The following is a 26,004-nucleotide window of genomic DNA, read 5'->3' on the forward strand; positions in this document are numbered from 1 at the left end:
TATTATCTAAATATTAGGTATAAAGATAACATTTAACAACTCTTTCATCTACCTCTACATCTGGTACTGGATTTTTACATTTATCCATTCTATATGGACATCTACTTATAAATTTACAACCTTTCATTTGATATTCTTCTTCCTCTAAAGTAAGAATCTTTATATCCTTAGTCCATTTTTTCTTTGGATCTGGTTCTGGAATAGATTCTTTAAGTAACATTGTATATGGATGTTTAGGATCTGTTAGTACTTTATCAACAGATCCCATTTCCACTATTTCACCTCTAAACATTATGGCGATCCTATCACTAACATAATATGCTGTGGCAAGATCATGAGTAATATATAAAACACTTAACCCTATTTCTTTTTTAAGTTTTGCAAAGAGATTTACAATAGACATTCTCAAAGAGGCATCAACCATTGATACAGGCTCATCAGCCACAAGAAGAGTAGGATTAGTAAGTAAAGACCTGGCAATAGATATTCTTTGAAGCTGTCCTCCAGAAAACTCACTTGGATATTTATTTACCACGTCATTCCAAGTAAGCCCTACCAAATTTAATGCATTTTCAATCACTTCCTGATAATTACTATTTACTCCAAGATTTTTAACAGTTTCTACAAGGTAATTATGGACCATTCTTAACGGATTAAAAGTCTCAAATGGATTCTGAAAGACTGCTTGTACCTCTTTTCTAATAGACTTCTTATCTTCCTTTTGAGATTCTATTATATCTTTTCCTTTGTATATTATCTTTCCAGATGTAGGTTCAAGAAATCCTAAAATAATCTTGGCAACTGTAGTCTTACCACTACCACTTTCTCCAGCAAGAGTAAAAATTTCAGATTCTTCAATATTGAAGGAGACATTATTAACAGCCCTTATTCTCACTCGAGAAAATATAGAACCCAATGTAAAAATTCTTGTTAAATTCTCAACTCTTAATAGTATCTCTTTATTCATAGCTCTCTCTCCTTTGAATATAAAAAGCATGCTACTCTATGTTCTGAATTTACACTTATCAATTCAGGTACGTTAACTTTACATTCTTCCATAGCTTGACTACATCTTGGATGAAATCTACACCCAGATGGTGAGTTTAAAAGGGATGGTGGTGCACCCGGAGCACTGACCTTATAGGATTTATCTCCAATCTTGGGCAAAGCTCCTATAAGATATTTAGTATAGGGATGTCGTGGGCTCTCAAAAATCTCGGATGTGGGAGCTTCCTCTACAATCTTTCCAGCATACATTATAGCAATTCTATCAGATATACTTGCATGTACACCCATATCATGAGTAACAAGAATAATAGTGTTCTTCAAATTCTTTTGTATTTCTTTTAATAATTGAATTACTGCTCTTTGAGCTACTACATCCAATGCAGTAGAAGGTTCATCAGCTACTATGATCTTTGGACTAAGAATAGTAGCAAGAGCTATTGTAACCCTTTGTCGCATACCTCCAGACAATTGGTGAGGATAAGCATCCAAAACCTTGGTAGGCAATCCAAGTAAAGCGAAATGCTCTTCTATATTTTTTCTCCAAGTACTTTTATCAGAAATATCAACACGAGAGCCAATAAAATCCCAAAAAGATTCAATTATTTTTACTACTGGGTTTAATACACTCATTGATCCTTGAGGAATATATGAAATATAATTCCACCTTATGCTCTCTAAGGCCCCATTCAAAGAGAAAATATTTTTATATTCATTATCTATTCTATAATAAACTTTCCCATCAACTACATTTAGTGGTGGCTCTACCATACCATAAAGAGTTTTAATAAGAGTACTCTTTCCACACCCTGATTCGCCAGCAATACCATAAATTTCATTCTCTTTAATAGATATATTTATATCATCAACTGCTCTTACAGAATGAAGCTTACCCCCTATATCTAACAGATAATAAGCCTTTAAATTTTCTGCCTTTAAGATTTCCATTTCATCACTCCTTTATAACTCTAATTCTTTGTATTCTTGTTCGAGGATCTAAATACTCACTTATACTTACAGAAAGTAGATATAAACTTACAAAAAGCAATACTGATGTTACAACAGGAGTTAACAACCACCACCACAAACCTAAAAGCATTGCTTGATAACTTATAGCCCACTGTAAAACTGTACCTAAGGTTGGAATTTCAAGATTAGTCAAACCTAAAATAGCAAGAGTTATTTCCATTCCAATAGCCCATGACATATTGTTTATCAACGTTGAAAAAACAATTGGAATAACAAAGGGAAAATATTCTTTGAATACTAATTGAATAGTATTTGTGCCAGATAATAGAGCAGTATATGTAAAATCTCTTTCTCTTAAACTTAATATCTGGGATCTAATTACTCGAGCATCCCAACTCCATCCAAAAACACTCAAAATGAGGCCTAAGCTTACAAAACTAAGCCTTCCTTTAATAAGAGATGAAATTAATATTAAAATTGGTAATAGTGGCAAAACCAAAAAGCTATCATTTATTCCCATTAAAAATCTATCTAATCTTCCTCCTCTATATCCAGCTACGAGCCCAACAATAATAGCTATTATCCGAGAAAAAAATGCAGCTATTATAGCTATAATTAAAGAGTTCCTTATGGCAAACGTAAGCTGCCAAAATACATCTTGTCCTTGAGAATTAGTACCTAAAATATGTTGTAATGATGGAGGTAAATCTCTTGGAGCTACATTCCATCTTGTAGGATCATAGGGAGATACAAAAGAAAGCAAAGCTAAAAAAAGGATCAAACATATAATTATAAATCCTACTCTAAATTTTCCATCTCTTAATAAATCTCTAAAGATACCCATATTATTACCTCTTCCTCTTCAAAATTTTTATCTATATCTTACACGAGGATCAAATAATGGATACAGTAGATCTATAAGCAAGATAAAGGTAGAAATACCAAAAATTGATATAGTTGCAATTCCCATAATTAAGTTAAAATCTCCTGTAGCAATTGCGTTATATAGTAAAGTTCCCATTCCTGGATAAGAAAATACTATTTCGGTAATAAGAGCCCCACTAAATATTTGTCCCATAGATAAAGCCAAATTAGTAACCTGAGGAAGCATAGCGTTTCTAATTACATATTTGAAAGCAATTATTCTCTTTTTCACTCCTCCTGCCCTTGCATAGGTTACAAAATCCTCTTTTACAATATTTGAAACTATAAGTCTCATGGTTTGTAGTGTTACTGCAATTCCTAATACCATCATTGAAATTAAAGGTAAGAAAGCATACCTAAATAATTCAAATATAAATTTAATACTAAAACTTGGCACAACACCAACAGGCATACCACCCCCCAAAGGAAACCATTTAAGAAGGTACGAAAAAACGATAAGAATTATAAGAGCAAATATATAATAGGGAATTGGCCTTATAAACATAGCTATACTTTCCATAACCCTTGCCCATCTTCTATCATAATAAAAACCTACAATTCCACCTAATATATTTCCTATAAACCAAGACAAAAAAGTACTTATTGTAAGAAGTCCCAAGGTCCATGGTAAAGAATCTCCTATAAGTTTTATAACCGGAATAGGAAATCTGAAAAGAGAAGGACCAAAATCTCCTTTTAAAAGTCTTCCCCAAAAAGCTAAATATTGTTCAAATAAATTTCCCTTCAATCCATATAATTCTTTCAAAGTCTCTGTCATTTTTTCTACTGCCTTTGGATCAAGATAGGTTCCCATTCTTGTAATAGTATTGATCATCTGTTGTACAGGATCCACAGGAGTAAGACGGGGCACAAAAAAAACAATGGTTACTCCAACAAAAATTACTAACAGATATTGTACTAACCTTGGTATCAGATATCTTTTAAGCATTCCATACCTCCTTCCATTTTTTAGCCCCCCTTTCGGGGGGCTTATTTTTTATTTCCTTCCTGTTGGCTTCAAGAATGGTAACATGTACTTGAAGTTAGGCCAATGATGATATGGTATACAATATGGATTTTCTGCTGTTGGATAATTGGTCCAGTAATATTCATCATAGCTTGCTATACCTGGATAAGCACAAGTTGGAATCCCAGCCATTTCCTCAAATGCAATTTTTAATCCTTGCAGTCCCAAAGTTTTAACCTTTACACTGTTCCAATCAGTATTTGCCAACTCCTCTATCACTTTATCCATTCTTGGATCAGACCATCTACTAGCATGACCAAATGTACGTTCACCTATTGGTCTTACATATTCGGATCTCCATGCATTAAAAGTTCTATACATATCAGGATGTCCACCCCATGGTTCTGTTGCTGGCCAATCAGAAGAAGCATCAAAATCTCCTACTTGTAGCATCGTAGCTCTTTGCTCTGTTGTCACTACCTCTACATCTATTCCAAATTTTTTCCATTGCTGGGATGCTGCAAAACCATTTCTAAAATCAGGATGGGCAGGATTAGTGTGAGCCAGAATTGTTATTTTCCACGGTTTACCATCTGGTGTTAGCCATTTTCCATCTTTATCTCTCTTAAATCCATTCTTTATCAATAATTTTTCAGCTATATCAGGTGCATATTTGAACCATCCATAACCAAATATTGCCCTAATTTCTTTTGGATCATTTGGAACTGTATATCCTCTTCTCTTAGCATATTCAGCAAGTCTCATAGGTGCATCCGGATCATATATTTTAACTTTTTGACCATCCACCGTAATAGTAAAGTTTTTCATCCAATTTTCCAAAGGTTCATAATACCATTTCAAATATGCTGGTGTAGGAGGTACAAGAAGTGCTCCCATAGTAGCTGCACCATCAAAAGCAGTTGCTAAGTATTCAAATATATCAATTGATAAAGCTAATGCCCATCTAACCTCCTTATTATTATATGGAGCTTTTGCGATATTGAAATATATTCCTGTAATACATGGGTCTACATTAACGATGTATGGGAAGTTCTTCATATATGCCCTTGCATATTTATTTGAAGACAATACCGATCTCAATCCCTCCATAGTTAGATCTGCCATGTCTAATTGATGGTTGTTTTGGGCAAGGACTTGTTTTTCGGTTGGTCCATAATAGTAGAAGAGTACATATTTAGGTTGGGGCATTCCAAAGAGTTTTCCTGTTGGTGTTCTTTGCCAGTCTTCTCTCCTCTGCCAGAGTACCCAGTATCCACCTGGATCATAGCTATGTAATACATATGGTCCTGAGCTTATTGGTGGTTTGAAATCAAAAGATACTGGATCTTTTACTTTTTCAAAAACATGTTTTGGTAATGGCCTACAAGCTCCCCATCTATCTAAGAAATAAGTATGAAATCTTGTATTAGGCTCTTTCAGGTCAACCCTTACAGTATATTTATCTATCTTAGTTAATTTAACAACTTCCTGGAAAGAAGCATAATAACTCATTCCTGAATTACTTTTAGCAAGCTCTATTGTATAGATCAGATCATCAGCAGTAATTTCAACACCATCGCTCCAATAACAACCAGGTCTCAGTTTTATAGTTAGGGTTTTGAAATCCTTACTATACATAGGAGAGGTGGCAGCTAATGCGTTAATTACTTTACCTGTGGCAGGATCTACAATCCATAGTGGTTCTAACATAAGTTGCTGAATACCTCTATCTGGAGTACGCCAAGTGGCAGCCCAAACATTAAAATTATCCGGAATAACCACTCTACCTGTAAGAATATTGGCAATCAAAGTTTCATTTCTTGGTACACTTGGTCCTAACTGTGAAAAGGCTGTTTGAGATAATGTGAATATTATTAATAATACTAAACTCAAGAAAACTAATTTCTTCATAAAATCACCTACCCCCAAAAATCTTTAGATAATTAAAACTTAGAAATTTTACTTTTTCTTTCACCTCTTTGTTTATAGGAAATCTTTAAAGCAATCGTTTTATCTACTATTATAACCTTCATCTTAGTTTTGTCAATAAATAAATGAGGATTGAGGATATAGTAAAAAACACCAAAATTAAATCAAAATATATTCATCTACAAAAATTCATAATTTTAATCACACATATATAAAAAATATCCTAATTGACCTTTAAAGAATTAAGATCTATAATTATTTAAAATTTTGGTTATTTTAGATTTTTTGGAGGTGAGAGGATGCATACAGGCTTAAAAATTAAAATGTACATAGGTGATATACTCTTTGAAAATCTATTTAAATATGTTTCCAAGGATTATGAAAAAAGAATTCCTAAACTTATAAATTTGGCAAGAAAATTTAGCCCTGATGAAGGTACCGACAAAATACTTGATATTGTAGAGGAATATTTATGTAATGAGCCCTCAGTAAAGCGCTTAATTCACAGGGCATTTACTGATTACGATCCTGATTATACAAGTAGAATTTTCACAAATGTAATATTAAACGTAGGATTTTTCTGGGTATATTTTGACAAAAATAACCAAAAAAAGAACATACCTACCCCCTATACTATCCTTCTCAGTCCTACTATGAGATGTAATCTGAAATGTATAGGATGCTATGCAGGAAATTACAAAAAAGAAGATGATCTTCCTCCTGAGGTTGTTGAAAGAATAATAAAAGAGGGAGAAGATATTGGTACATATTTTTATACCATATTAGGAGGAGAGCCTTTTGTTTATCCAAAACTATTAGATATTGTTAATAGGCATAAAAGATCTGTATTTCAAATTTTTACGAATGCAACTCTTTTAGATGAAAATAAAATAGAAAGATTTTGGAAAAGTAAAAATGTAGTTCCAGTTCTCTCAATTGAAGGTGGTCAAGAAGAGACAGATAAAAGAAGAGGTAATGGTGTATATGAAAAGGTTATAAAGGCTATGGATCTTTTAAAAAAAGCAGGTATTCCTTTTGGTTATTCTATAACCCTTACAAGATACAACTATGATGCGGTAACTAAACCAGAACTTTATCAATGGTTGGCTGACAAAGGTGCTTTCTTTGGTTGGACTTTCCTCTATATGCCTGTTGGAAAGGATGACGATCCATCATTAATGCCTACACCTAAACAAAGGGCAGAATATGGAAAGTTTATAAGAAAAATTAGAGGTCATTTACCCATATTCCCAATGGACTTCTGGAATGATGCACCCTATGTGGGTGGCTGTATAGCAGGTGGCAGAAAATATCTCCATATAAACAATAAAGGAGAAGTAGAACCTTGCATATTTACCCATTTTGCAGTAGATAATATTAAGGAAAAATCTCTTATAGAAGTGTTAAATTCAGATTTCTTCAAAGAAATAAGAAAAAGACAACCATTCCATGAAAATCTTTTGCTACCTTGTATGATTATTGATTCTCCTTGGATTCTTAGGGAAATTGTTGCTAAAACAGGAGCACATCCTACTCATGAAGGTGCAGATGATGTGATAACTAAATTCTCCAATATCTTGGATGAATATGCGAAGAATTTAAGAAGAGAACTTAATCCTATATGGAAAGAGGACTTCAATGGAAATATACAAGAAGAAAATACTGAAGAAAAGATAGGAGTGAAATAAAAGGTGAGCCTTACAAAAAGGAGAATACAATTTTTAGAGACATTAAGAAGTTTATATAAAGCATACAATAGGCCAATTCATTATGAAGAAGTAGCTCAGAGACTGTCAGTAAGTCCAGCTACAGCGTATGATATTCTCCAAAGTTTATCTAAAGATGGTTATATAGATATGGTATATCTAAAAGATTCCCAAAATAGTAAAAAGGGTAGAGGCAAAGTATTCTTTCTACCAAAAGAGATAAAAGATGAGGTTCAACAAAATATAAATAAAGAGAATAATTTAGGAAAGTACTCTAAACCATCGCTTATAGTAATATCCTTTATAACGTTACTACTTAGCAAAATAAATCTTTCTAAGGAATTAAAATCCTTCTTAGCTTTTCTATTAACAAATTATCAATCTAATTGGGAATTGATTCTCCTTGTAATTCCTTTCTTACTAATGAGTTATACGAAGAATCTATATAAGTTAATTCCTGAAAGTAGTGTCAAAAAAAGTATTGATGATTATATAACATCCTTAAATCAGTTGGCTTCGGAAGAGAAGAAAATATTAGTAAATTTTATCTTCGGTCTTCTTCAAGATTGATCTCTTACGTGGGGAGGAATGGGGAATATCTTTATATTTTACATTACGAAATATCTTCCTCCATTCCTCCCTAAAAGGCTCTAAGGTAATGTAATCTCTACGCATTCTTGGAGGATTTTTTAAAACCTCTCTGTAAACATCCATCATCATTTGGGCTACATTATCTGCACTATATTCATAAGCAAGTCTTAAAGCCTTCTTTTTATATTCTTCTCTAAAACTCTTATCTTCAAGTAGTTTTATAATATAATTCCTAAACTCTTCATCATTTTTGGCTGGAATATACCTATCTTTATACGGTTCTTTATATTCCACATTGTCCCTAAGAAGTAAGGGTAAACCACAAGATGCAGCTTCTAAGACAGCCATTGGAAAATTCTCTTGAAAAGATGGGAAAAAGAATATATCGGCTGCATTTAAATATATGGGCATACCTTCATAGGGTACAAGTCCAGTAAAAATAACATTAGAAGGAGCATTCTTTATCTTTTCATTCATCTCAATGTAACCAGCTGTTAAAACTGAGAAGGGTTGTCCTCCAACCCATACAAATTTTACACATGGTAAACTTTTGGCCACCTCAATAAAAGTATCCACACCTTTTCGAGGTTGTAACTGCCCAGAACAAATAGCTACAAAATCATCATTATTAATGCCTAATATTCTTCTACCTTCTTCTCTTAATTTTAAATCTGGATAGAATCTTTCTAAATTTACAGGATTTGGTACAAAAACAATTGGAGCCTTTACCCCTATTTCTTCTAAATCTCTTTTTACCCTTGGAGCTACTGCTATAACCATATCAGCTAAATTATAGTAATTTTTAAGGTAGAGAGTAAAAAAGGGAAGCCAAACATTAGCTAATACTAAACTTCCTAAAACTGATTCCGGAACTACATGAGCTGATATTACAAGTCTTTTACCAGTAAAAAGTCCTTTACTTACTGCATATGGTCCCGGAGTATGTAAATGAGCTATATCATATAATCCACTTCCATTTAAATATACTTCCACATCATTTCTTTTCTTCAAAGCTTCCATAAGAACAAGAGTAGCTGTATAAACCCCTTGACCTTCTACCTTCCAAGCTTGAGCTTCTGAAACTATATTAACTTTAATTTTTTCCTGCATTACCATTCACCCTTGAAACTCTAATAAAACCTGCACAATTTAGAATCTCTATACCATTTCTCTCTAAATAATCCATAAGAATATTCATACCTAAGGAATCAGAAGCCATATGTCCTGCAATAACCACATTAATATGATATTTTTCAGCTTCCTTCCTATGTTCTTCACTCATATGCATCCCTACTATCGTTCCTACACCTACCTCTGATAGTTTAGAAATTATATCTACAGGACCTTCCGTTCCACCCGTCATATCTACAAAAATCTTTCCTGCTCTATTTTTAGGATTACCAACAAGGATTTTAGGAGGATTATTTCTTCTTCCTGCCTCTCGATATTCTGGTATTTCCTCAAGTATATCTAAAACTTCTTGTAAATCATATGGAGTTCTCAAATCAAATATCTTCTGAAGATAAGTAGCTACACAATTATCTGCAGGAGTATGACAACACATGAAAGGAATATTTAGCAATCTTGCTGCATCTACATTTTTATAATGGTTAGCCGGCATAACTTTTCTTTCTACTTCTAATATTCTGGGGTACATGACACCTTCTGCATAGTTAATAGGTACACCAATTTTAGAGAGTAAATCCTCTTGCAAATGCATAACCTCATAAAAATTTGCATAAGCTAGACCAGCAGGATGATGAGAAATCACTAAATCTACCTTAATACCATTTCTTTCAAGCTCTTTTGCTAAAAGAATTTCTGAGGTATCAATATCAATTCCTACAAGAACTCTCTTTACCTCCTTTTCAATATCCCCATTTAATATTCTCGTATCTGCATAAGGGTTAAATAACTTTTCTTTGTCAAATTTATCTTTACTTTTTTCATCCATTTTTTCATAGTCTTTTTTTGTTCTCTCTAAAATCTCTTGAACTTTATCCCATCCTCTTGGATCATTCTCCATACCAAGCCTAACAAAAAGTTCGTATATTTCTTTTAGTTTCATATCTCTAAAATCCTCCTAATTTTCCTTATTTATTCACTTAACTTACTTATATTATAGCAACAAAAATCTTTTTAAACAAAAAAGGGACTATCCTTATTCATATTAAAAATAAAGGATAGTCCCTTAAATAGTTTATTTCAGAAAACTATTTAATCCTTTTTCCCCAAATTGCTATACCTTTTCCACTTAAACCAGTAAAAACAAGAGTAGGTTTCCAATTTTCAAAATCCCATGCTGGTAAAATTTTTACAGTCTCTGATTCATATTTTTGTTGTTTTTCATCTACTATCCATTTAATTTTTAAAGTATTAGGAGACAAAAATTCCCAAATTCCTCTTTTATTATCACCTTCTATATATCCATTATTTAAAAGATTTATTTCTTGTGATTCTGCTTGTATTTTTACGTAAGGATCCAATACAATTCTTTCCCAGACACCTATTATTAAACTTTGAGGAATTTCCTGAATTTTCTCTCCTGCATACCTTTCAGGTGATACTACCGGCCATCCGTCATCTGTCCATATAATTCTCCTAATATGTAAATACATCCAATTCTTATTTAAAGCTGGCCTGGCATGATGTACTATATACCAGTCATCACCATCTACAAGTACTGAATTATGACCTGGTGCTATCCAACCATCATCATTCTTAAACTTATAACCACCAAGTATCTTAGTACCCACCTCATCAGGAGGAAGTGTTAAATCGGTCATTACATTACCATTATAATCTACATAAGGTCCTGTAATTCTATCAGATCTTGCAACCCTCACATTATAATCTGAAGATAAAGAATCGTAAGACACAAATAGATAATATTTTTTGAATTTAGGATTATAAATTATATAAGAACCTTCAATTGCACCAGAAACTGTTCCTTTTCTCCTTGCTATATTTACACCAAAGCCCTTTTCTGCTGGTTTTCCATTTCTTTTATCAATTTTAATTAAATAGATACCTGTCCAAAAAGATCCATAAGAAAGCCATGTATCTCCATTTTCATCAAAAATTAGACATGGGTCAATGGCATTAACTGGATCACCTTGCTTAGATTTTATAACCAAGCCTTCATCCTTCCATGGTCCTTCTGGATTAGCAGATGTAGCTAATCCAATATATGATTGATTCTTTCCAAAAGTAGATGCAGAATAATAAAGATAGTACTTATTATTAAAGAATTTTACATCAGGAGCCCATAAAGTAGAAGCTCTGCTCCATTCGAAGGCTTCTTGAGGAATACCTTTAAAAACATATTTATCATTGTCAAAAACATATCCTACAAACTGCCAATTTATAAGATCTTTTGATTTTCTTATCTGAATTCCAGGTCTCGGAATTCCATAAGCTTTTACATCAGTAGAGTAAATATAGTACCAACCATTATGAGCCTTAATTATGGAAGGGTCATGAACATTATTAATAGACCATTTCTTTTCATCATTTACAATATAAGCATCAAATAACTCTATTTTTGGTGGTTCAGGAGGATATAAAATACTCTGAGTATAAACATTTTTACAAAATATAATTAATAACAAAATAGCTATCAATATTATCTTCTTTATCATATTATTTTTCACCTACACTTAAAGAGATTCCTTGCATTAGATACTTATGGAAAACAATAAATATAATTAAAGTTGGAGCTACTGATACAAAAGCTCCTGCCATTAAAGGTCCAATTCCTCTAAAAGGATCTCCCCAACCTGCACTAAATCTTACTAACGCAATAGGAAGAGTTAATTTTTCAGGAGAGTTCAATACAAGTAAAGGCCATAAGAAACTATTCCAAGATCCTAAAAAGGACATTAAGGCTAAAGTTGTCAAAGCTGGCTTAACATAGGGCAAAACAACAGTAACTAAAAATCTTAATCTGGAACAACCATCAATCCAAGCTGCATCCTCCAATTCTCTTGGAATACCTAACATATACTGCCTTAACAAAAATACTCCAAAAGTACTTCCAAGACCGGGCAATATCAATGCCAAATAATTATCCATAAGCCCTAATCTATGAATAATAAAATATTGGGGTACTAAAAATAATACCCCAGGAAAAGCAAGAATAGCTACATAGCTCCAAAAAATTGCATTTCTTCCTCTAAATCTTAATCTCGATAAAGCATAAGCAGCTGGAGTAGCTATAACAAGACCCAAAAAGGTTGAAATAATTGCCACAAAGAAGCTGTTTATTATTCCCCTCATTACACTTATACCACTGGCAGGTGAAAATACAATTTTATAATTTTCAAGGGTAGGTTCTTGAGGGATCCATCTTGGAGGATTCTCAGTTATAGCAACTTGCGAAGATTTTAATGATGTAGATAACATCCAAAAAATAGGAATATACCAAATAGCAGCAATAATCCAAAGTATAATCGATAATACTATTCTTTGTAGTTTTTTATTACTCTTAAAGAGTTTCAGCCAAATTTTTTCTTGCATAATTTCACTCCTCTGCACTTCTAATTGCCTTAGTAAGCATTAAAAGTTGAATCAAAGCAAAAATTAACACAATTGCAAATATATACCATGAAATAGCAGCAGCCTGTCCTAATTCTTGACGAGTAAAACCAATTAAATAGAGATAATAAACCATTGTTCTTGTACTTCCTGCAGGTCCTCCTCCAGTAAAGAAATAAACCTGGTCAAATAACCCGAACGCTAAAAGTACTTGTCTTACAACATCAAAAAAGAGTACATTTCTCATCCAAGGAAGAGTTACATTCCAGAAAATTCTCCAAGGACCAGCCCCGTCAATTTTTGCAGCCTCATATTGTTCAGGAGGTATTCTTTGTAAAGCACCAAGATAAAGTAAAACACTAAATCCAACAATCCACCATACAGTGGTTATAATTATACAAAGCCATGCTCTAGCAGGAGTCTCAAACCAAGAAATAGCTTCTCTAAGAATACCAAATTTTGTAAGATAATAATTTAGAAGACCTGTTGGATAAGATGCATATATCCATTTCCAAGTTGTAAGGATACCAACAGAACCAAAGAATGTGGGAGAAACAAAAGCTATTAATAACCATAATTTAAAGTAAACCTTTTGGTTAAGTATTAAGGCAATAATCATAGCAACTATAATTACTAATGGTATACTAACAATTGCAAATATTACCGTATTTTTTACTGCAAGCCAAAATCTATCATCTGTCCAAATACGCACAAAATTCTGAAAACCCACAAAAGTTTTTTGTCCTAAAAGATTCCAATTATAAAAACTTATCTGTATATTTGAGATAAGTGGAATAATAATAAACAAAACAAAAAAGAAAAAGTGGGGGAGCAGGAACCCCCAGTTCCCAAGCTCCCACCAAACTTTATTAGAGAAAATTTTCTGTTTCATAGTAGCCATTCCATATCTCTCCCTTATATATTTACCTTGCTGTTGACCAATAATCATCGAGAATTCTTTGTACAGCTTTTTCAGCCCTTTCCATTGCTTGCTCAGGAGTTAATTTTCTTGTTATAAGTACGTCCTCTAAATAGACTGCTATTTCATCTAATACTTCGGAAATGTAAGGGAAGAATTGGAATGTTTTTACATATGGTAATTGTTGTGCAACTACATATATATGGGGTAGTTTCTTCTTTAATTCATCAGAAGTAGCTATAGACCTTCTTGAAGGAGTTTGTCCTGCTGCATACCAATCAAGAGCATGATCCCATAAATATTTTACCCATCTCATTGAAGCTTGATATACCTTAGGATCTTGAACCATAACTTCAGACATAGCTATAATATGGGAACCACCAAATACTGCTTTTGTAGTACCTACTTGTGGACATGGGGCATACCCAAAATCCTTTCCAAGAGCTTGCAACCATGGGTTTATAGTCCATATTCCAGTAATTAAGACAGAAGTTTGACCTGATTGGAATGGTGGACCTGGATCTACAGCAGCCTTTGGGAAAATACCTCTTTCTTGGAGATCTATAAGGAATTTAAGGGTTTGAACAGCTGCATCTTTAAATGCTGGCTTCTTAAAATCAGGAGTTAAAAGATCTCCACCAAATTGCCAGAGAAAATGAACAAATATCCAAGCCCAAGTAGGATTTTCATAGTAAGGTGTTAATCCTTTTGGTGTTATTTTCTTTAAAGCCTCCATTGCCTTAATAAACTCATCCCTTGTTCTTGGAGGTTTCTCAGGGTCAAGCCCCGCTTTTTTGAAATTTGCTTTGTTATATGCCATGTAAAAAATCCATACATCAAGTGGTATTCCATAATACTTGTTATCTTTAACTAAACCATCCAATAAATTAGGGTATACATCTTTTATATTTATTCCGTATTTTGCTAATTCTCCTAATGTGAATCCTTTCATTTGATTTAAATACATTGGTAAATCAAACTTTCTAATAAGAAGAACCTGTGGTGCAGACTTTGTAGCTAAACCTGTCGATAACTTTTGCTTATATTCAACTGAACTACCTACAACCATGTGGACTACATTTACATCAGGATTTTCCTTGTTGAAATTCTGTATTATCTGATCCATATATGCTCCATCAGCACCACTTAATGGGGTCATAAAAGTAATTTGAACTTTGGTCTGCGATGAAGAAACATTAAGAATAAACAAAAGAAAAATCAAAAGGATACTTAGTGGAAGAATCTTTTTCACAGAGATCACCTCCCCTACTTTAATAAAACTTTCGTTAAAAATTTTATCAACTAAAAACATAAATGTCAAGTATAAATTTTAAAATCCTTTATTTATCTAAACTTTCTTTCTTATATTTAACACATTAATCTTATCCGAAAAGGTTTTCATATAACATATTAAAAGGGGGAGCAAATATTAATGCTCCCCCTTAGAACCTTATCACACTTTATTTTAAAAATGGATTTTCATGAGGATATCTTTCATTGGGTCCTAAATTGAAATAAATTTCCTCTATATTAAGTAGTTTCAGCACTTCATAGATATATTTTGCAACATGCTTGAAACCAACTGCAGTGTGATGAGGAAACTTCTTTTCTAACATCACATATCTATAGAATCTCCTCATCTCTCTAATTGCAAAAACGCCTATGCTTCCAAATGATTTTGGATCCATATCAAGAATTTCTCCCTCTGCAACATATGAGATTAATCTTGCATCAGGAGTTGCATGTAACCTAAATATTAGCATTTCACCAGGTCTTAATCTTCCTTCTAAGGTACCTCTGGTAATATTAGGTTCTTTATCTGGCTCCATTAATCTATGCATAATTAATTGATATCTCATAGAATAATCAACAAGACAACAAGAAGGAGTATTTCCGCAATGAAACCCCATGAATAGATCCATTGGTTTATAATCTTTCATTTTATCTTTTTGTTCTTCCATAAGATCATAAGGTACAGTATTATTTACATCCAAAAGGGTAGCTGGCATCTCACTGGTAGTATAAACAATATATTCACTAAGTGCACCATAAACATCAACTTCACAAGCAACAGGTATTCCTCTTGTCGCAAGTCTTGAATTTACGTAACAAGGAACGAAACCAAAATATTTTTCAAAAGCTGGCCAACACTTATTTGCAAATATACCAAATTCAGAAGCCCCTAAGTTTTTCTCCATAAAATCAATTAATGCAACTTCATATTGAGCCAATTTTCTTAGCAATTCTGGATATTTATTTCCAGTCCCAAGCTCCTTAGCCATATCTTTCATCACTTCTGGAATTCTTGGATCGTTTTCAGCACTCCTATATACATCATAGAGATCTAATTCACTATTCTCCATGATAGAAATACCTATATCATATAGAGGCTTTATAGGTGTATGCATGGTTACAAAATCTTGAGGTCTTGGACCAAAGGAAAAAATCTTTAATTTGTTTAAAGCAAGAATAGTTCTTGCTATAGGTATAAAATCTTTTATCATTTCTGCAATTTCTGAAGGTAATCCTATAGGATAATGTGGTATATAAGCTTTTACATTCCTTAGACCAAGGTTATAGCATAAACTTAGAAAACCACAGTAAGCATCTCCCCTACCATTAAACAAATCTTTACCTGTTTCCTCTCCAGCTGCACTTACCATAACAGGTCCATCAAATCTTTGAGCAAGCAAAGAAGTAGGACCTTCAGGACCAAAATTTCCAAGATAAATTACTAAAGCATTTATCCCTTTCTCTTTGATTTCATTTAAGGCTTTAACAGTATCATTTTCGTTCTCTATAATCGTTTCTACATTTATTATTGGTATTCCTCTCTTATTACATTCCTCAATTACTTTATTTTTCCTATTTCGAGAAAGCTCAATAGGAAAACAATCTCTACTAACAGCTACTATACCAAGTTTCACTTCAGGAATATTTTTCAAGGAAATCACCTCCCTATTTTATTTTTGCCCATAAACTTCATGAAATCTTTTAAAACATTTTTCAACCTCTTCCTTAGGGAGAATATCAGGATTTCCTATTGTCAAAGCCAAATAACAAGTTTTAGCAATTTCTTCTACCATCACAGCATATTTTAGAGCTTCCGATGGGGTCCTTCCAAAAGTAAAAACACCATGATTTTTTAGAAGCACTACTGGTACAAAAGGTAGGTGCTTTTTTACCCATTCTGGTCTATCTTCTTTATTTATTACTTCTAATAACGCATTACCTACATCTTCTAATGGTAATGGAGAAGCATATCTTGCAACAGGTATTTCTTCACCAAAATAATCTGCATGAGAAGTAAGATAAACAGGGATAGATTTACCTAATAATGCAAAACTTGTAGCATATGGTGAATGGGTATGAACAATACCCCCTATATCTTTACGGCCTTTATAAACCACAAGATGTGAAAGGGTGTCCACAGAAGGTTTCAAGTCACCTTCCACAACATTACCTTCAATATCCACTACTACCATTTTTTCAGGAGAAAGTTCTTCATATTTTACACCACTTGGCTTTATAACTATATATCCTGTTTCAAAATCTCTTCCACTTACATTTCCACTGGTCATAACAACAAGATCATTCTTAGGAAGCTCCATATTCATCTCATAGACTTCTTTTCTTAACTTAGGTAACAGCATAATAATTACCCCTTTTAATCAATTTATTTTTTTCAATCTAATAACATTCCAGGATAATTTGGGAAGTAAAACCTCAAGGATACTATTGTTAACTTTGGCATTATTCGCTAAATGAGGTACAACCTTGTCAGGATTTTCAGGAGTATTTCCTTCAAAAGGATCATCATTCTCATATACTATATTCTCAAGTACTTTAAATTTTTCAAACCCCTTCAAGTTATACTCTACCAATAAATCTTCCTTTGCATCTCTATTAACAGCAAATATATTTATAGTATCTTCTTCTTCATCGTATGTTGCAATAGTTTCTATAACAGGCACATCTGTGTAAAGCCTTGAATCATATTTAGGAGAATCTATCTTGGGATTTAGAACTATTCCATGTCCATAATTTGAAGCGTGTAAGAAAGGATAATAAATAGTCTGTCTATATGCTATACCACCTTTAACTGTCATTATAGGAGCCAATACATTAACCAATTGAGCTAAACATGCAATTTTAACTCTATCAACATGTCTTAAAAGCGTTATGATCATACATCCTACAAGTACAGCATCAGCAAAATTATAATCTTCCTCAAGAAGAGGTGGTGCTATCTGCCATGGTTCAATTTTTCTATCTTTCTCAAATGAATGATACCACACATTCCATTCATCAAAGGATATATGAATATCTTTCTTAGCTCTTTTAACAGCCTTTACATAATCTATTGTAGATACTACAGTCTTAATAAATCTATCCATATCTAAATTCTTTGCCATAAAACTTGCTAAATCTGGATTATTAGGTAACTCAATAAACTCAGGACCACTTGGAAAATTAGCATAGTAATGCAAAGATACATAATCCACCACATCATATGTATGCTCAAGGACGATTCTTTCCCATTCTGGAAAAGTAGTCATACCAGGACCAGAACTTCCACATACAACAAGTTCTATGTTTGGATCAACCTGTCTCATGACTTTTGCTACTTCTCTTGCCAACCTTCCATATTCATGAGGTAATTTGTGTCCTATCTGCCATTCCCCATCCATTTCATTCCCAAGATTCCAAACTTTTATTTTATGAGGTTCTGGATAACCATGCTTCTTCCTTAAATCACTATAAAAGGTGCCTCCAGGGAAATTACAATATTCTACTAAATTTCGTGCTTCATCAATACCCCGAGTCCCTAAATTTACCGCCATCATCACTTTAGAATCAACCTTCTTAGTCCAATCTACAAATTCATTTATCCCAACCTCATTTGGTTCTATACTTCTCCAAGCAAGCTCAAGTCTTTTAGGTCTTTGCTCCTTTGGTCCTACACCATCTTCCCAATTGTATCCTGAAACAAAGTTGCCTCCAGGATATCTTATAATTGGAATTTTAAGGGCCTTTACTAACTCAATAACATCTTTTCTAAATCCTTGTTCATCAGCCTGAGGATGTCCAGGCTCATAAATCCCTGTATATATAGCTCTTCCTAAATGTTCAATAAAAGACCCATAAATCCTTTTATCTACTTCTGAAATCGTAAAATCCTTATCCAATATAACCTTAGCTTTTCTCATAACACTACAACCTCCTTATATCTTAAGTAGATTCTCTTACCACCAACTTAGGTGTAAAAACTTTTTGAAATAAAGGTTTCTCAGTACTTTCAGTATTTAAGATCTCTAAAAGAGCTTCCGCTGCTTTTACACCCATATCGTATTTTGATATATCAATAGTTGTAAGAGACGGATTTAATAGCTCTGTATAATCCAAATTATCACATCCCACTATAGCCACATCATCAGGTATTCTAAGTTTCATATTTTTTAAAATTCTCATAACTTCTACTGCTATAGAATCACAAAAACAGAAAATAGCAGTTGGTCTTGTTTTATTAGAAAAAACATTCTCTATAATAGCTTTTAAATCTGAATTTGGATGTAAAGAATAAATAAGTTTCGGATTAATCAATAAACCTGCCTCTCTTAAAGCAGTTTTATATCCTTCTAACCTTAATTTTGCACTCGAGTTTCTCCATGAGTTTAGAAAAAAAATCTTTCTATACCCTCTTTCTATCAAATGTTCTGTGGCCATTTTTCCCACTAAGTAATCATCACAGACTACATAGTTCGTATTTTCATCAGCTGTTCTTCTTGCCACTAATACAAAGGGTATTTGATTTTCATAAAGATATTTTACATTTTGAGATTCATATTCAATAGGAGCTAATATAAGGCCATCTACTCTCTGTTCCATTAACGAAAGAATTGCTTCTTTCTCTTTTTTGGGATCCTCGTTGGAGTTATATAAAATCAAGTTATACCCTCTTGATACCAGAATGCTTTCTATACCACTTACTAAATTAGCATAAAATGGATTTAGTATAGTAGTAATAATTACTCCAATTTTTTTTGTTTTTCCAGATAAAAGACCTCTGGCAAGAGAATTAGGTACATACCCTAATTTTTGTGCAGCCTCCAGAACCCTTTTTCTTGTAGCTGGGCTAACCTCTCCTCTATTATTAAGGGCCCTGGAAGCTGTAGCAATTCCAACACCAGCTAATTTTGCCACATCTCTTATTGTAACATGTCTCACTTTAATCTCCATCTTTTTTAGTAAAATTTATACTATATTTTTAATTTTTTTTCAATATAAAAATGAGGTAGGAGAAGCTTAGAAACCCCTCCTACCTCTTGTAAAAAACATATTTATTGTTTTGTGGCAAGAGACAAAACCTCAGAGTCAGTTAGAACACCATTGTAAACTCTTAAATCGTCAATTGCCCCTTTAAAAGGTGTATCCCAGTAGTTTACTCCTAAAGCAAAAAGTGTATCTTTTCCAGTGAAAAGATCTGGAAAACCACCATTATCAAATTTCTTCTCACCATTTATATATATCTTAATATTACCATTGTTTACTGTTACTGCAATATGGTACCATCTACCCGTCTCTAACGTGTATTCTGTCTTACCATCATACCATTCCTGTCCATTATTATAATTAGACCATACCGCAAGTTGATTTGGAGGATTATATAAAGCATGTCCACCTGGAATTATACTTAACCATTCATTTGATATATCTTTCTTAACTGCACCAAAAAAGACTGGGGTAAAATAGGAAAGGGTCTCTATATTTAACCAAAGCGATATACTATATTGATAAGTAGATATTAAATTATTAGGCAATAGTATTCCAGAAGCCCCATCTAAATAAACTGCTTTTCCATCAATTCCTGTAGTGTAAGTAATATTACCTCCAGATTTACCTATTTTATCTCCACAAACTTGTCCTTCACCATAATTTCCTACAGAGTCACTTAAATTTTCCTCAAATTTATAATGGGCCAACAATACTGCAGAAGATATTGTTATGGGTTTACTACAACCTGATAAAAAAATTATTAATAAAAATAAAGTTATAATTATTAAGCTAAATATCTTTCTCATACACTTAATTTACCCCCTCATCCATAAAAATCTACTTTCCTAAACTTGCAAGCTCTTTTACCTCTTCATCAGTTAGAACCTTATTATAAATTCTTAATTCATCAATTTTACCTTTAAAGGGTGGATCCCACCAATTTACTCCTAAGGTTATTACAACTTTATCTCCTCTAAATAAATCTTGTACCTTCTTACCTACAAATCTTTTTTCTCCATTTATATATACTCTAACTAATCCATTATCTACTGTAATGACAAAGTGATACCATTTCCCAACCTCAAATTTAACATCTGTCCAACCATCAAACCATTCACTTCCAGACCAAAAACCAGCTCTACCTTCAAATAATGAATGACCTCCGGGGACAATACTTATCCAAGTATCAGGATTTACAGCTGCAAAAAACGCGGAAGTGTAATAGTTTAATTCCTCAGGGTAAATCCAAAGAGCTATAGAATATTCATATGTTTCTATAGGACCTTCATAAAGTAAAACTCCAGAATTTCCATCTAAAACTAATGCCCTACCAACAACCCCCTCTCCAAAACTTACTTGTCCACCTGTTTGACCAATTCTAGAACCAATAACTTTACCCTCTCCTAACAAACCATTAGCATCTTTTAAATCTACCTCAAAAGGATAATAAGCCACTAATCCTTTGGGAAGTTCAAGTTTTTGTGGTATCTGTTGAATTTGCTGTAAAGATGTTTCTCCTGTTTTAGTACATCCTGCAATCAACAACAATATAACTAAAGTCCCCAAAACACTTATTACTTTTTTCATATTTTAACCCCCTTTAAATTAATTTTTAATTTTAAAACTATCTTTTATAAACACCATAGAATTGAAAATCTTTTAAATATCACCTCCCCCGTTATTCTTTTTCTGGAAAGGTTTCCATATACATATAAAAAATAAATTTTCAATAAAAACCAGATCATTTTATAATCTTAGTTAATAAAATTTTTATTTAAATTTTAACCTCATACTTTTAAATAGTCAATAGAAGATATGGGAATTTTGTAATCCCCCTCAATATGAATTAACAAACTTATTTTTTCTTTATCCTAATAATAGTTAAGGAATACTTAGGAAATTCGTAAACAAAATTATCTCCAACTCCACTAAAGGTCATAATTTGAGGGAAAATCTTTTTTGGATTATCCATAGAATTTTCATCTTTTAAATCATTAGAGGTTAAAACATTTACCTCTGCAACAGGTAATATATCCTCTTTAGAAATTCCTTTTAAAGAAATGTTAAGCTTTTTATTTTCTTCTGAAATATTAACCACCTTTAATACTACATCTCCATTTGAATCCTCTACAGCATTAGCATAAATTTCTTTCTTTTCCATTTTATCCTCTACATCGTGAACCAATACTCCGTCAAGGTAACAACGGATTCTATTCCCATTTACTTCGATCTTGATATCATACCATTTATCTTCTATCACTCTAATATTAGCTGAATTTCCCACTATACTTTTTATACCATTTACAGATTTTTCTATTGCGGTATAAGAATTTCCCCAACCTCCTATATTCCACCAGTAGAAATTATCAAAGTCTTTTACACCAAACATTATAAGGAATCCTTCTCTCCCAGAATTTTTCTTTGCCTTTACGTGAATAGTATAATTTTTCCATTCTTTGTTTCCTGTTACAGCAAAACAATTTTCAGAAAGAGTAGATTGAGAAAATACACCATCTCTTTGTGTCCATATACCTCTAAAAACAATCCAATTTTTAATAGTATCTTTAAAATTATCCCCATAAAGTACATTTCGAGTATTATTATCTATTATTGTTAAATCTTTATATTCAACTGCGGTCTGCCAAGATCCTAATCCTATCATTCCTGTAATCTCCATTTTAGAAGGATCTGCTTGAATATTTAAATTTATAGGTAAGATATATTTCCCTTTATTCTCATTTAGCATCTTAATTACATAATAATTAGGTGTAGCATACGAAGATTTATTATCAAACCATATAAGATTTGGTTGCCATTGACTTGCTCCTTCTTTTCCAAATAGAGGTGCATAAGAAATCATTTTTACTACCTCCGAATATTTCTCAATATTTATAAGATATGCAGCTTCTGATAATGCAGACTCTAAATTATTTCTTCTTCCTTTCCCATGGGCAGCATATTCTCCTACATATACTTTATAATTTTTATCATAGTTGGCATATCTATCAGTATTAGATAAGAACCACTCAGGTGCCATATAATAATGCTCATCCACCAAATCTGCTTTTCCTTTACTCTTAACCCAATTCCACCCATCATCAAAAATTTTTCCACTTGGAGAAGGACCTACCCCAAAAATTACATTTATATTGGGGTATTTTCTCTTTATAGCATCATAAAACTTTTCATATCTCACATAATAATCGTATCCCCACTGCTCATTTCCTATCTCTATATATTTCATATTAAAAGGTTCAGGATGCCCAAGTTGAGCTCTTACGGCTCCCCATTTTGTATTTACTGAACCATTGGCAAATTCTATTAAATCTAAAGCATCTTGTATATACTCATCAAGTTTATCCAAAGGAGCCATATCATTTGGGCCACTTCCTTGAAAAGCCATACCACAATTTATAACAGGTACAGGTTCTGCCCCTATATCTTCACAAAATAAAAAATATTCATAAAATCCTAATCCTAAACTCTGGTAATATCCCCAAAAGTTTATTATTGTAGGTCTCTCAGATGGATCACCAATAGTCTTCTTCCAACGATAGGCATCAGCCATTGTTCTTCCTTGTACTAAACATCCACCTGGAAATCTAACAAAGGAAGGCTTCAGATCTGCAACTAACTTTGCTAAATCATATCTAAGACTGTTTTTTCTACCTTTCCATGTGTTTTGTGGGAATAAAGATATAAAATCTAAATCTAATATTCCTTTTTGATTAACAGTAATTACAAACCTTCCATCTTCTATCTCATTCTCACAAGTTACTGTTTTTTCATATTTTTGCCAATTTTTTCCGATTCCTTCTATAATTCCTTTAAATCCAATATTACCTTTTCTATCTGATACTTCAAATAAAATATTTTTTATGCTATTATCTGGACTTCTGGCATAAAGAGCAATTCTATAACTTTCTCCCTTTTTTACAGTAACACCATGATATCCTTGGTTAGAAATAAGTACTCCTTTATCAATACTACTTATAACAATTCGTAAATATGTGGGATTTTTAGAACTCATAGGATTATTCTTTTCAATACTATAACCAGCTTTATCTTTACCCAACGAACTTATAGACCAACTATGTAAAGGGTGAGGAAATTCAAAGGATCTATTTTGAATTAGCTCTGCATATAATCCTCCATCACCAGCATAATTAATGTCTTCGAAAAAAACTCCATATAACATAGGACTAATTTCTATTCCTCTTTTTGAAGTATCAACTTCTAATGTATCGATATTTTCAGACCCTAATTCTATACTTAACATTAAAAGCATACATATAGAAAATAACAATATTATTTTTTTAAATTTCATTTTTTAACCTCCTTTTTTATGTTTATTTACGGAAACCTTTCCAGAAATACATAAAATTAATAATAATTTGTATTAAGCTTTTTTAATTTACATAACAAATAATACTTAATACTTTACTGCACCAAAGGTCAATCCTCTTAAAAGATATCTTTGCATGGTAAAAGAAAAAATTACAGCAGGAAGCATGGTAACAATACCAGCTGCAGAAAGAGGTCCCCATGCAATTCTCCATCCAGTTATATACCTACCTAAATATACAGGCAGTGTTTGAGAATTAGCTGTACTTGTCAAAATTAAAGCAAGCAAAAACTCTCCCCAACAAGTAACAAAACTTAAAGTCATCATTGCTGCAAGCCCTGGTGCACTTAAAGGTAATATAACATGAAAGAAGGTTTTCATAGCAGATGCTCCATCTATATATGCTGCCTCATCTAACTCTTTAGGAATACCATTAAAGAAAGATATTAGAACCCATGTACTAAATGGTATTGTAAAAACGAGATAAACTAATATAAGAGTAATCCATGTATCAAGTAGCCTCAAATTCTTAAAAAGTATATAAAGAGGTAAAGCGGTAGCTATTGGTGGTAGCATTCTAACAGAGATGATCCAAGAGGCAAACCCTCTACCTCCCGTTTTAAATCTGGCAATAGAATAAGCAGATAATGACGCGATAATAACAGCTAAAATGGAAGTTAATAGGGATATAACTGTGCTATTTCTAAGATAAGGCATAATATTCTCTATGGAAGTTGTAGTACTTCCGTAAAAACTACCTCCTCCAGTAAAATTTTCTATAGTTAATGTCTTAGGAATTATAGTAGGAGGCCATGTAAACCAATCACTGGCAGGTTTAAAAGCAGTAGTAATAAGCCAATAAACTGGGAAAAGAAAGAAAAATAATATAAATATAAGTAAAAACCATTTTATCAAGTTAACAAATATTTTCATGAAATCACCCTCCTATAACTCTAAATATTCCCAAAGCTTCATTGTCCTAATTAGAAGATTAGTTAAATAAGTTATAACTATTAATAATAGTACACTTAATGCAGAGGCATATCCTACATCCCATCCAAAGGAAACCCCTACCTTATAAATATAAAAGCTCAAAGTATGAGTAGCATATCCAGGCCCACCAAAACTGGTCATATATACAATATCAAACATCCTCAATATATCAATGAGCCTTAATATTATTAATATCCAAAAAAGGGGCTTTAACATAGGAAATTCAACATATCTAAAAATTATCCATCTATTTCCACCATCAACCTTCGCAGCCTCTATCAAATCATTAGGTACTGTTTGCAATCCTGCATACAATACTAAAAATGTAAATGGTGTCCATTGCCATATATCCATAATTACTATGGCAATGCGGGCAAAAAATGGATCACCAAACCAAGATATTTTATCTACTTTAAATAAATTCAATAAATAGTTTACAGGTCCATATTCGTAATTAAAAAGCATTTTCCATATAACTCCTACAACCACTGCAGGTATCATCATAGGAAGCAACAATGAACTTCTTACAATCTTTTCTCCTACTAAATTTTGAATAAAAAGAGCAATAAATCCCCCCAATAAAATCTCTAAAGGTAAAGCTATTAAAACTAGCATTATTGTAAATTCTAAAGTAGAAAGAACACCTTCATCTTTAAAGATATTTATATAATTTCCTAACCCCACAAAATATGGAGCTTTCCATTCAGACAAATTATAATGCGTAAAGGAAATAATAACCATATAAAGAAAAGGGAAAATAGTAAGAAGTAAAAATACAAAAACAAGAGGCATAACCATAAAAATTGCTACTCTTCTTGTGCCTTTATCCATTAATAATTCCCCC

22 protein-coding genes are annotated in these 26,004 nt (G+C 32.6%); 2 read left to right on the forward strand and 20 right to left on the reverse strand.

What is annotated here, in order from left to right:
* Window positions 1-13: 13 nt before the first annotated feature.
* Genes ACY3JO_RS09155 through ACY3JO_RS09175 form a run of 5 tightly spaced genes read right to left on the reverse strand, consistent with a single transcriptional unit; the run spans window position 14 to window position 5,776 of the window.
* Complete coding sequence (locus ACY3JO_RS09155; RefSeq protein WP_463084686.1) at window positions 14-967, reverse strand: ABC transporter ATP-binding protein; 954 nt, start codon at window positions 965-967, stop codon at window positions 14-16.
* Window positions 964-1,953, reverse strand: coding sequence for an ABC transporter ATP-binding protein (locus tag ACY3JO_RS09160; protein ID WP_463084687.1), 990 nt, complete (start codon window positions 1,951-1,953; stop codon window positions 964-966). The genes ACY3JO_RS09155 and ACY3JO_RS09160 overlap by 4 nt, the downstream gene beginning before the upstream one ends.
* Window positions 1,954-1,957: 4 nt before the next feature.
* Complete coding sequence (locus tag ACY3JO_RS09165; RefSeq protein ID WP_463084688.1) at window positions 1,958-2,818, reverse strand: ABC transporter permease; 861 nt, start codon at window positions 2,816-2,818, stop codon at window positions 1,958-1,960.
* A 27-nt stretch (window positions 2,819-2,845) separates the two neighbouring features.
* Window positions 2,846-3,847: an ABC transporter permease gene (locus tag ACY3JO_RS09170; protein WP_463084689.1), complete on the reverse strand. Its 1,002-nt coding sequence runs from the start codon at window positions 3,845-3,847 to the stop codon at window positions 2,846-2,848.
* Between the two features lie 48 nt (window positions 3,848-3,895).
* The gene (locus ACY3JO_RS09175) at window positions 3,896-5,776 is read right to left on the reverse strand and encodes an ABC transporter substrate-binding protein (RefSeq protein ID WP_463084690.1); all 1,881 of its coding nucleotides are present in this window, start codon (window positions 5,774-5,776) and stop codon (window positions 3,896-3,898) included.
* A 317-nt stretch (window positions 5,777-6,093) separates the two neighbouring features.
* On the opposite strand from ACY3JO_RS09175, the gene ACY3JO_RS09180 reads away from it, so the two are divergent.
* A complete protein-coding gene (locus tag ACY3JO_RS09180; protein WP_463084691.1) occupies window positions 6,094-7,482 on the forward strand; it encodes a radical SAM protein in 1,389 nt (462 codons plus the stop codon).
* Between the two features lie 3 nt (window positions 7,483-7,485).
* A complete protein-coding gene (locus ACY3JO_RS09185) occupies window positions 7,486-8,070 on the forward strand; it encodes a helix-turn-helix domain-containing protein (RefSeq protein ID WP_463084692.1) in 585 nt (194 codons plus the stop codon).
* On the opposite strand, the gene ACY3JO_RS09190 is transcribed toward ACY3JO_RS09185, so the two are convergent.
* The 15 genes from ACY3JO_RS09190 to ACY3JO_RS09260 all read right to left on the reverse strand — a co-directional run bounded on the left by ACY3JO_RS09190 (window position 8,035) and on the right by ACY3JO_RS09260 (window position 25,991).
* Complete coding sequence (locus ACY3JO_RS09190) at window positions 8,035-9,201, reverse strand: glycosyltransferase (protein WP_463084693.1); 1,167 nt, start codon at window positions 9,199-9,201, stop codon at window positions 8,035-8,037. The two genes, ACY3JO_RS09185 and ACY3JO_RS09190, sit on opposite strands and share 36 nt — an antisense overlap.
* On the reverse strand, window positions 9,185-10,159 hold the full coding sequence (locus tag ACY3JO_RS09195) for an NGG1p interacting factor NIF3 (RefSeq protein ID WP_463084694.1): 975 nt from the start codon (window positions 10,157-10,159) through the stop codon (window positions 9,185-9,187). The genes ACY3JO_RS09190 and ACY3JO_RS09195 overlap by 17 nt, the downstream gene beginning before the upstream one ends.
* A gap of 145 nt (window positions 10,160-10,304) precedes the next feature.
* Window positions 10,305-11,732, reverse strand: coding sequence for a family 43 glycosylhydrolase (locus tag ACY3JO_RS09200; RefSeq protein ID WP_463084695.1), 1,428 nt, complete (start codon window positions 11,730-11,732; stop codon window positions 10,305-10,307).
* Window position 11,733: 1 nt separating this feature from the next.
* A complete protein-coding gene (locus ACY3JO_RS09205) occupies window positions 11,734-12,609 on the reverse strand; it encodes a carbohydrate ABC transporter permease (protein ID WP_463084696.1) in 876 nt (291 codons plus the stop codon).
* Window positions 12,610-12,613: 4 nt separating this feature from the next.
* Window positions 12,614-13,519: a carbohydrate ABC transporter permease gene (locus tag ACY3JO_RS09210; protein ID WP_463085675.1), complete on the reverse strand. Its 906-nt coding sequence runs from the start codon at window positions 13,517-13,519 to the stop codon at window positions 12,614-12,616.
* A 31-nt stretch (window positions 13,520-13,550) separates the two neighbouring features.
* A complete protein-coding gene (locus ACY3JO_RS09215) occupies window positions 13,551-14,798 on the reverse strand; it encodes an extracellular solute-binding protein (RefSeq protein WP_463084697.1) in 1,248 nt (415 codons plus the stop codon).
* Window positions 14,799-15,006: 208 nt separating this feature from the next.
* Window positions 15,007-16,491, reverse strand: a complete 1,485-nt coding sequence (locus ACY3JO_RS09220; protein WP_463084698.1) for an L-fucose/L-arabinose isomerase family protein — start codon at window positions 16,489-16,491, stop codon at window positions 15,007-15,009.
* A gap of 18 nt (window positions 16,492-16,509) precedes the next feature.
* A complete protein-coding gene (locus tag ACY3JO_RS09225; protein WP_463084699.1) occupies window positions 16,510-17,199 on the reverse strand; it encodes an L-ribulose-5-phosphate 4-epimerase in 690 nt (229 codons plus the stop codon).
* Between the two features lie 18 nt (window positions 17,200-17,217).
* Window positions 17,218-18,756, reverse strand: coding sequence for an arabinosylfuranosidase ArfA (arfA, locus tag ACY3JO_RS09230; RefSeq protein ID WP_463084700.1), 1,539 nt, complete (start codon window positions 18,754-18,756; stop codon window positions 17,218-17,220).
* Between the two features lie 22 nt (window positions 18,757-18,778).
* Window positions 18,779-19,774, reverse strand: a complete 996-nt coding sequence (locus ACY3JO_RS09235) for a LacI family DNA-binding transcriptional regulator (RefSeq protein WP_463084701.1) — start codon at window positions 19,772-19,774, stop codon at window positions 18,779-18,781.
* Between the two features lie 113 nt (window positions 19,775-19,887).
* Window positions 19,888-20,628 (reverse strand): LamG domain-containing protein, encoded by a 741-nt coding sequence (locus ACY3JO_RS09240; protein ID WP_463084702.1) that lies wholly within the window; start codon window positions 20,626-20,628, stop codon window positions 19,888-19,890.
* Window positions 20,629-20,659: 31 nt separating this feature from the next.
* A complete protein-coding gene (locus tag ACY3JO_RS09245) occupies window positions 20,660-21,409 on the reverse strand; it encodes a LamG-like jellyroll fold domain-containing protein (protein WP_463084703.1) in 750 nt (249 codons plus the stop codon).
* A gap of 268 nt (window positions 21,410-21,677) precedes the next feature.
* Entirely contained in the window at window positions 21,678-24,149 is a 2,472-nt protein-coding gene (locus tag ACY3JO_RS09250) for an alpha-L-arabinofuranosidase C-terminal domain-containing protein (protein WP_463084704.1), read from the reverse strand.
* A gap of 105 nt (window positions 24,150-24,254) precedes the next feature.
* On the reverse strand, window positions 24,255-25,100 hold the full coding sequence (locus tag ACY3JO_RS09255) for a carbohydrate ABC transporter permease (protein WP_463084705.1): 846 nt from the start codon (window positions 25,098-25,100) through the stop codon (window positions 24,255-24,257).
* Window positions 25,101-25,112: 12 nt separating this feature from the next.
* The gene (locus ACY3JO_RS09260) at window positions 25,113-25,991 is read right to left on the reverse strand and encodes a carbohydrate ABC transporter permease (RefSeq protein ID WP_463084706.1); all 879 of its coding nucleotides are present in this window, start codon (window positions 25,989-25,991) and stop codon (window positions 25,113-25,115) included.
* Window positions 25,992-26,004 lie beyond the last annotated feature (13 nt).

The sequence above is a fragment of the Dictyoglomus sp. LHC4 genome, assembly GCF_055181355.1.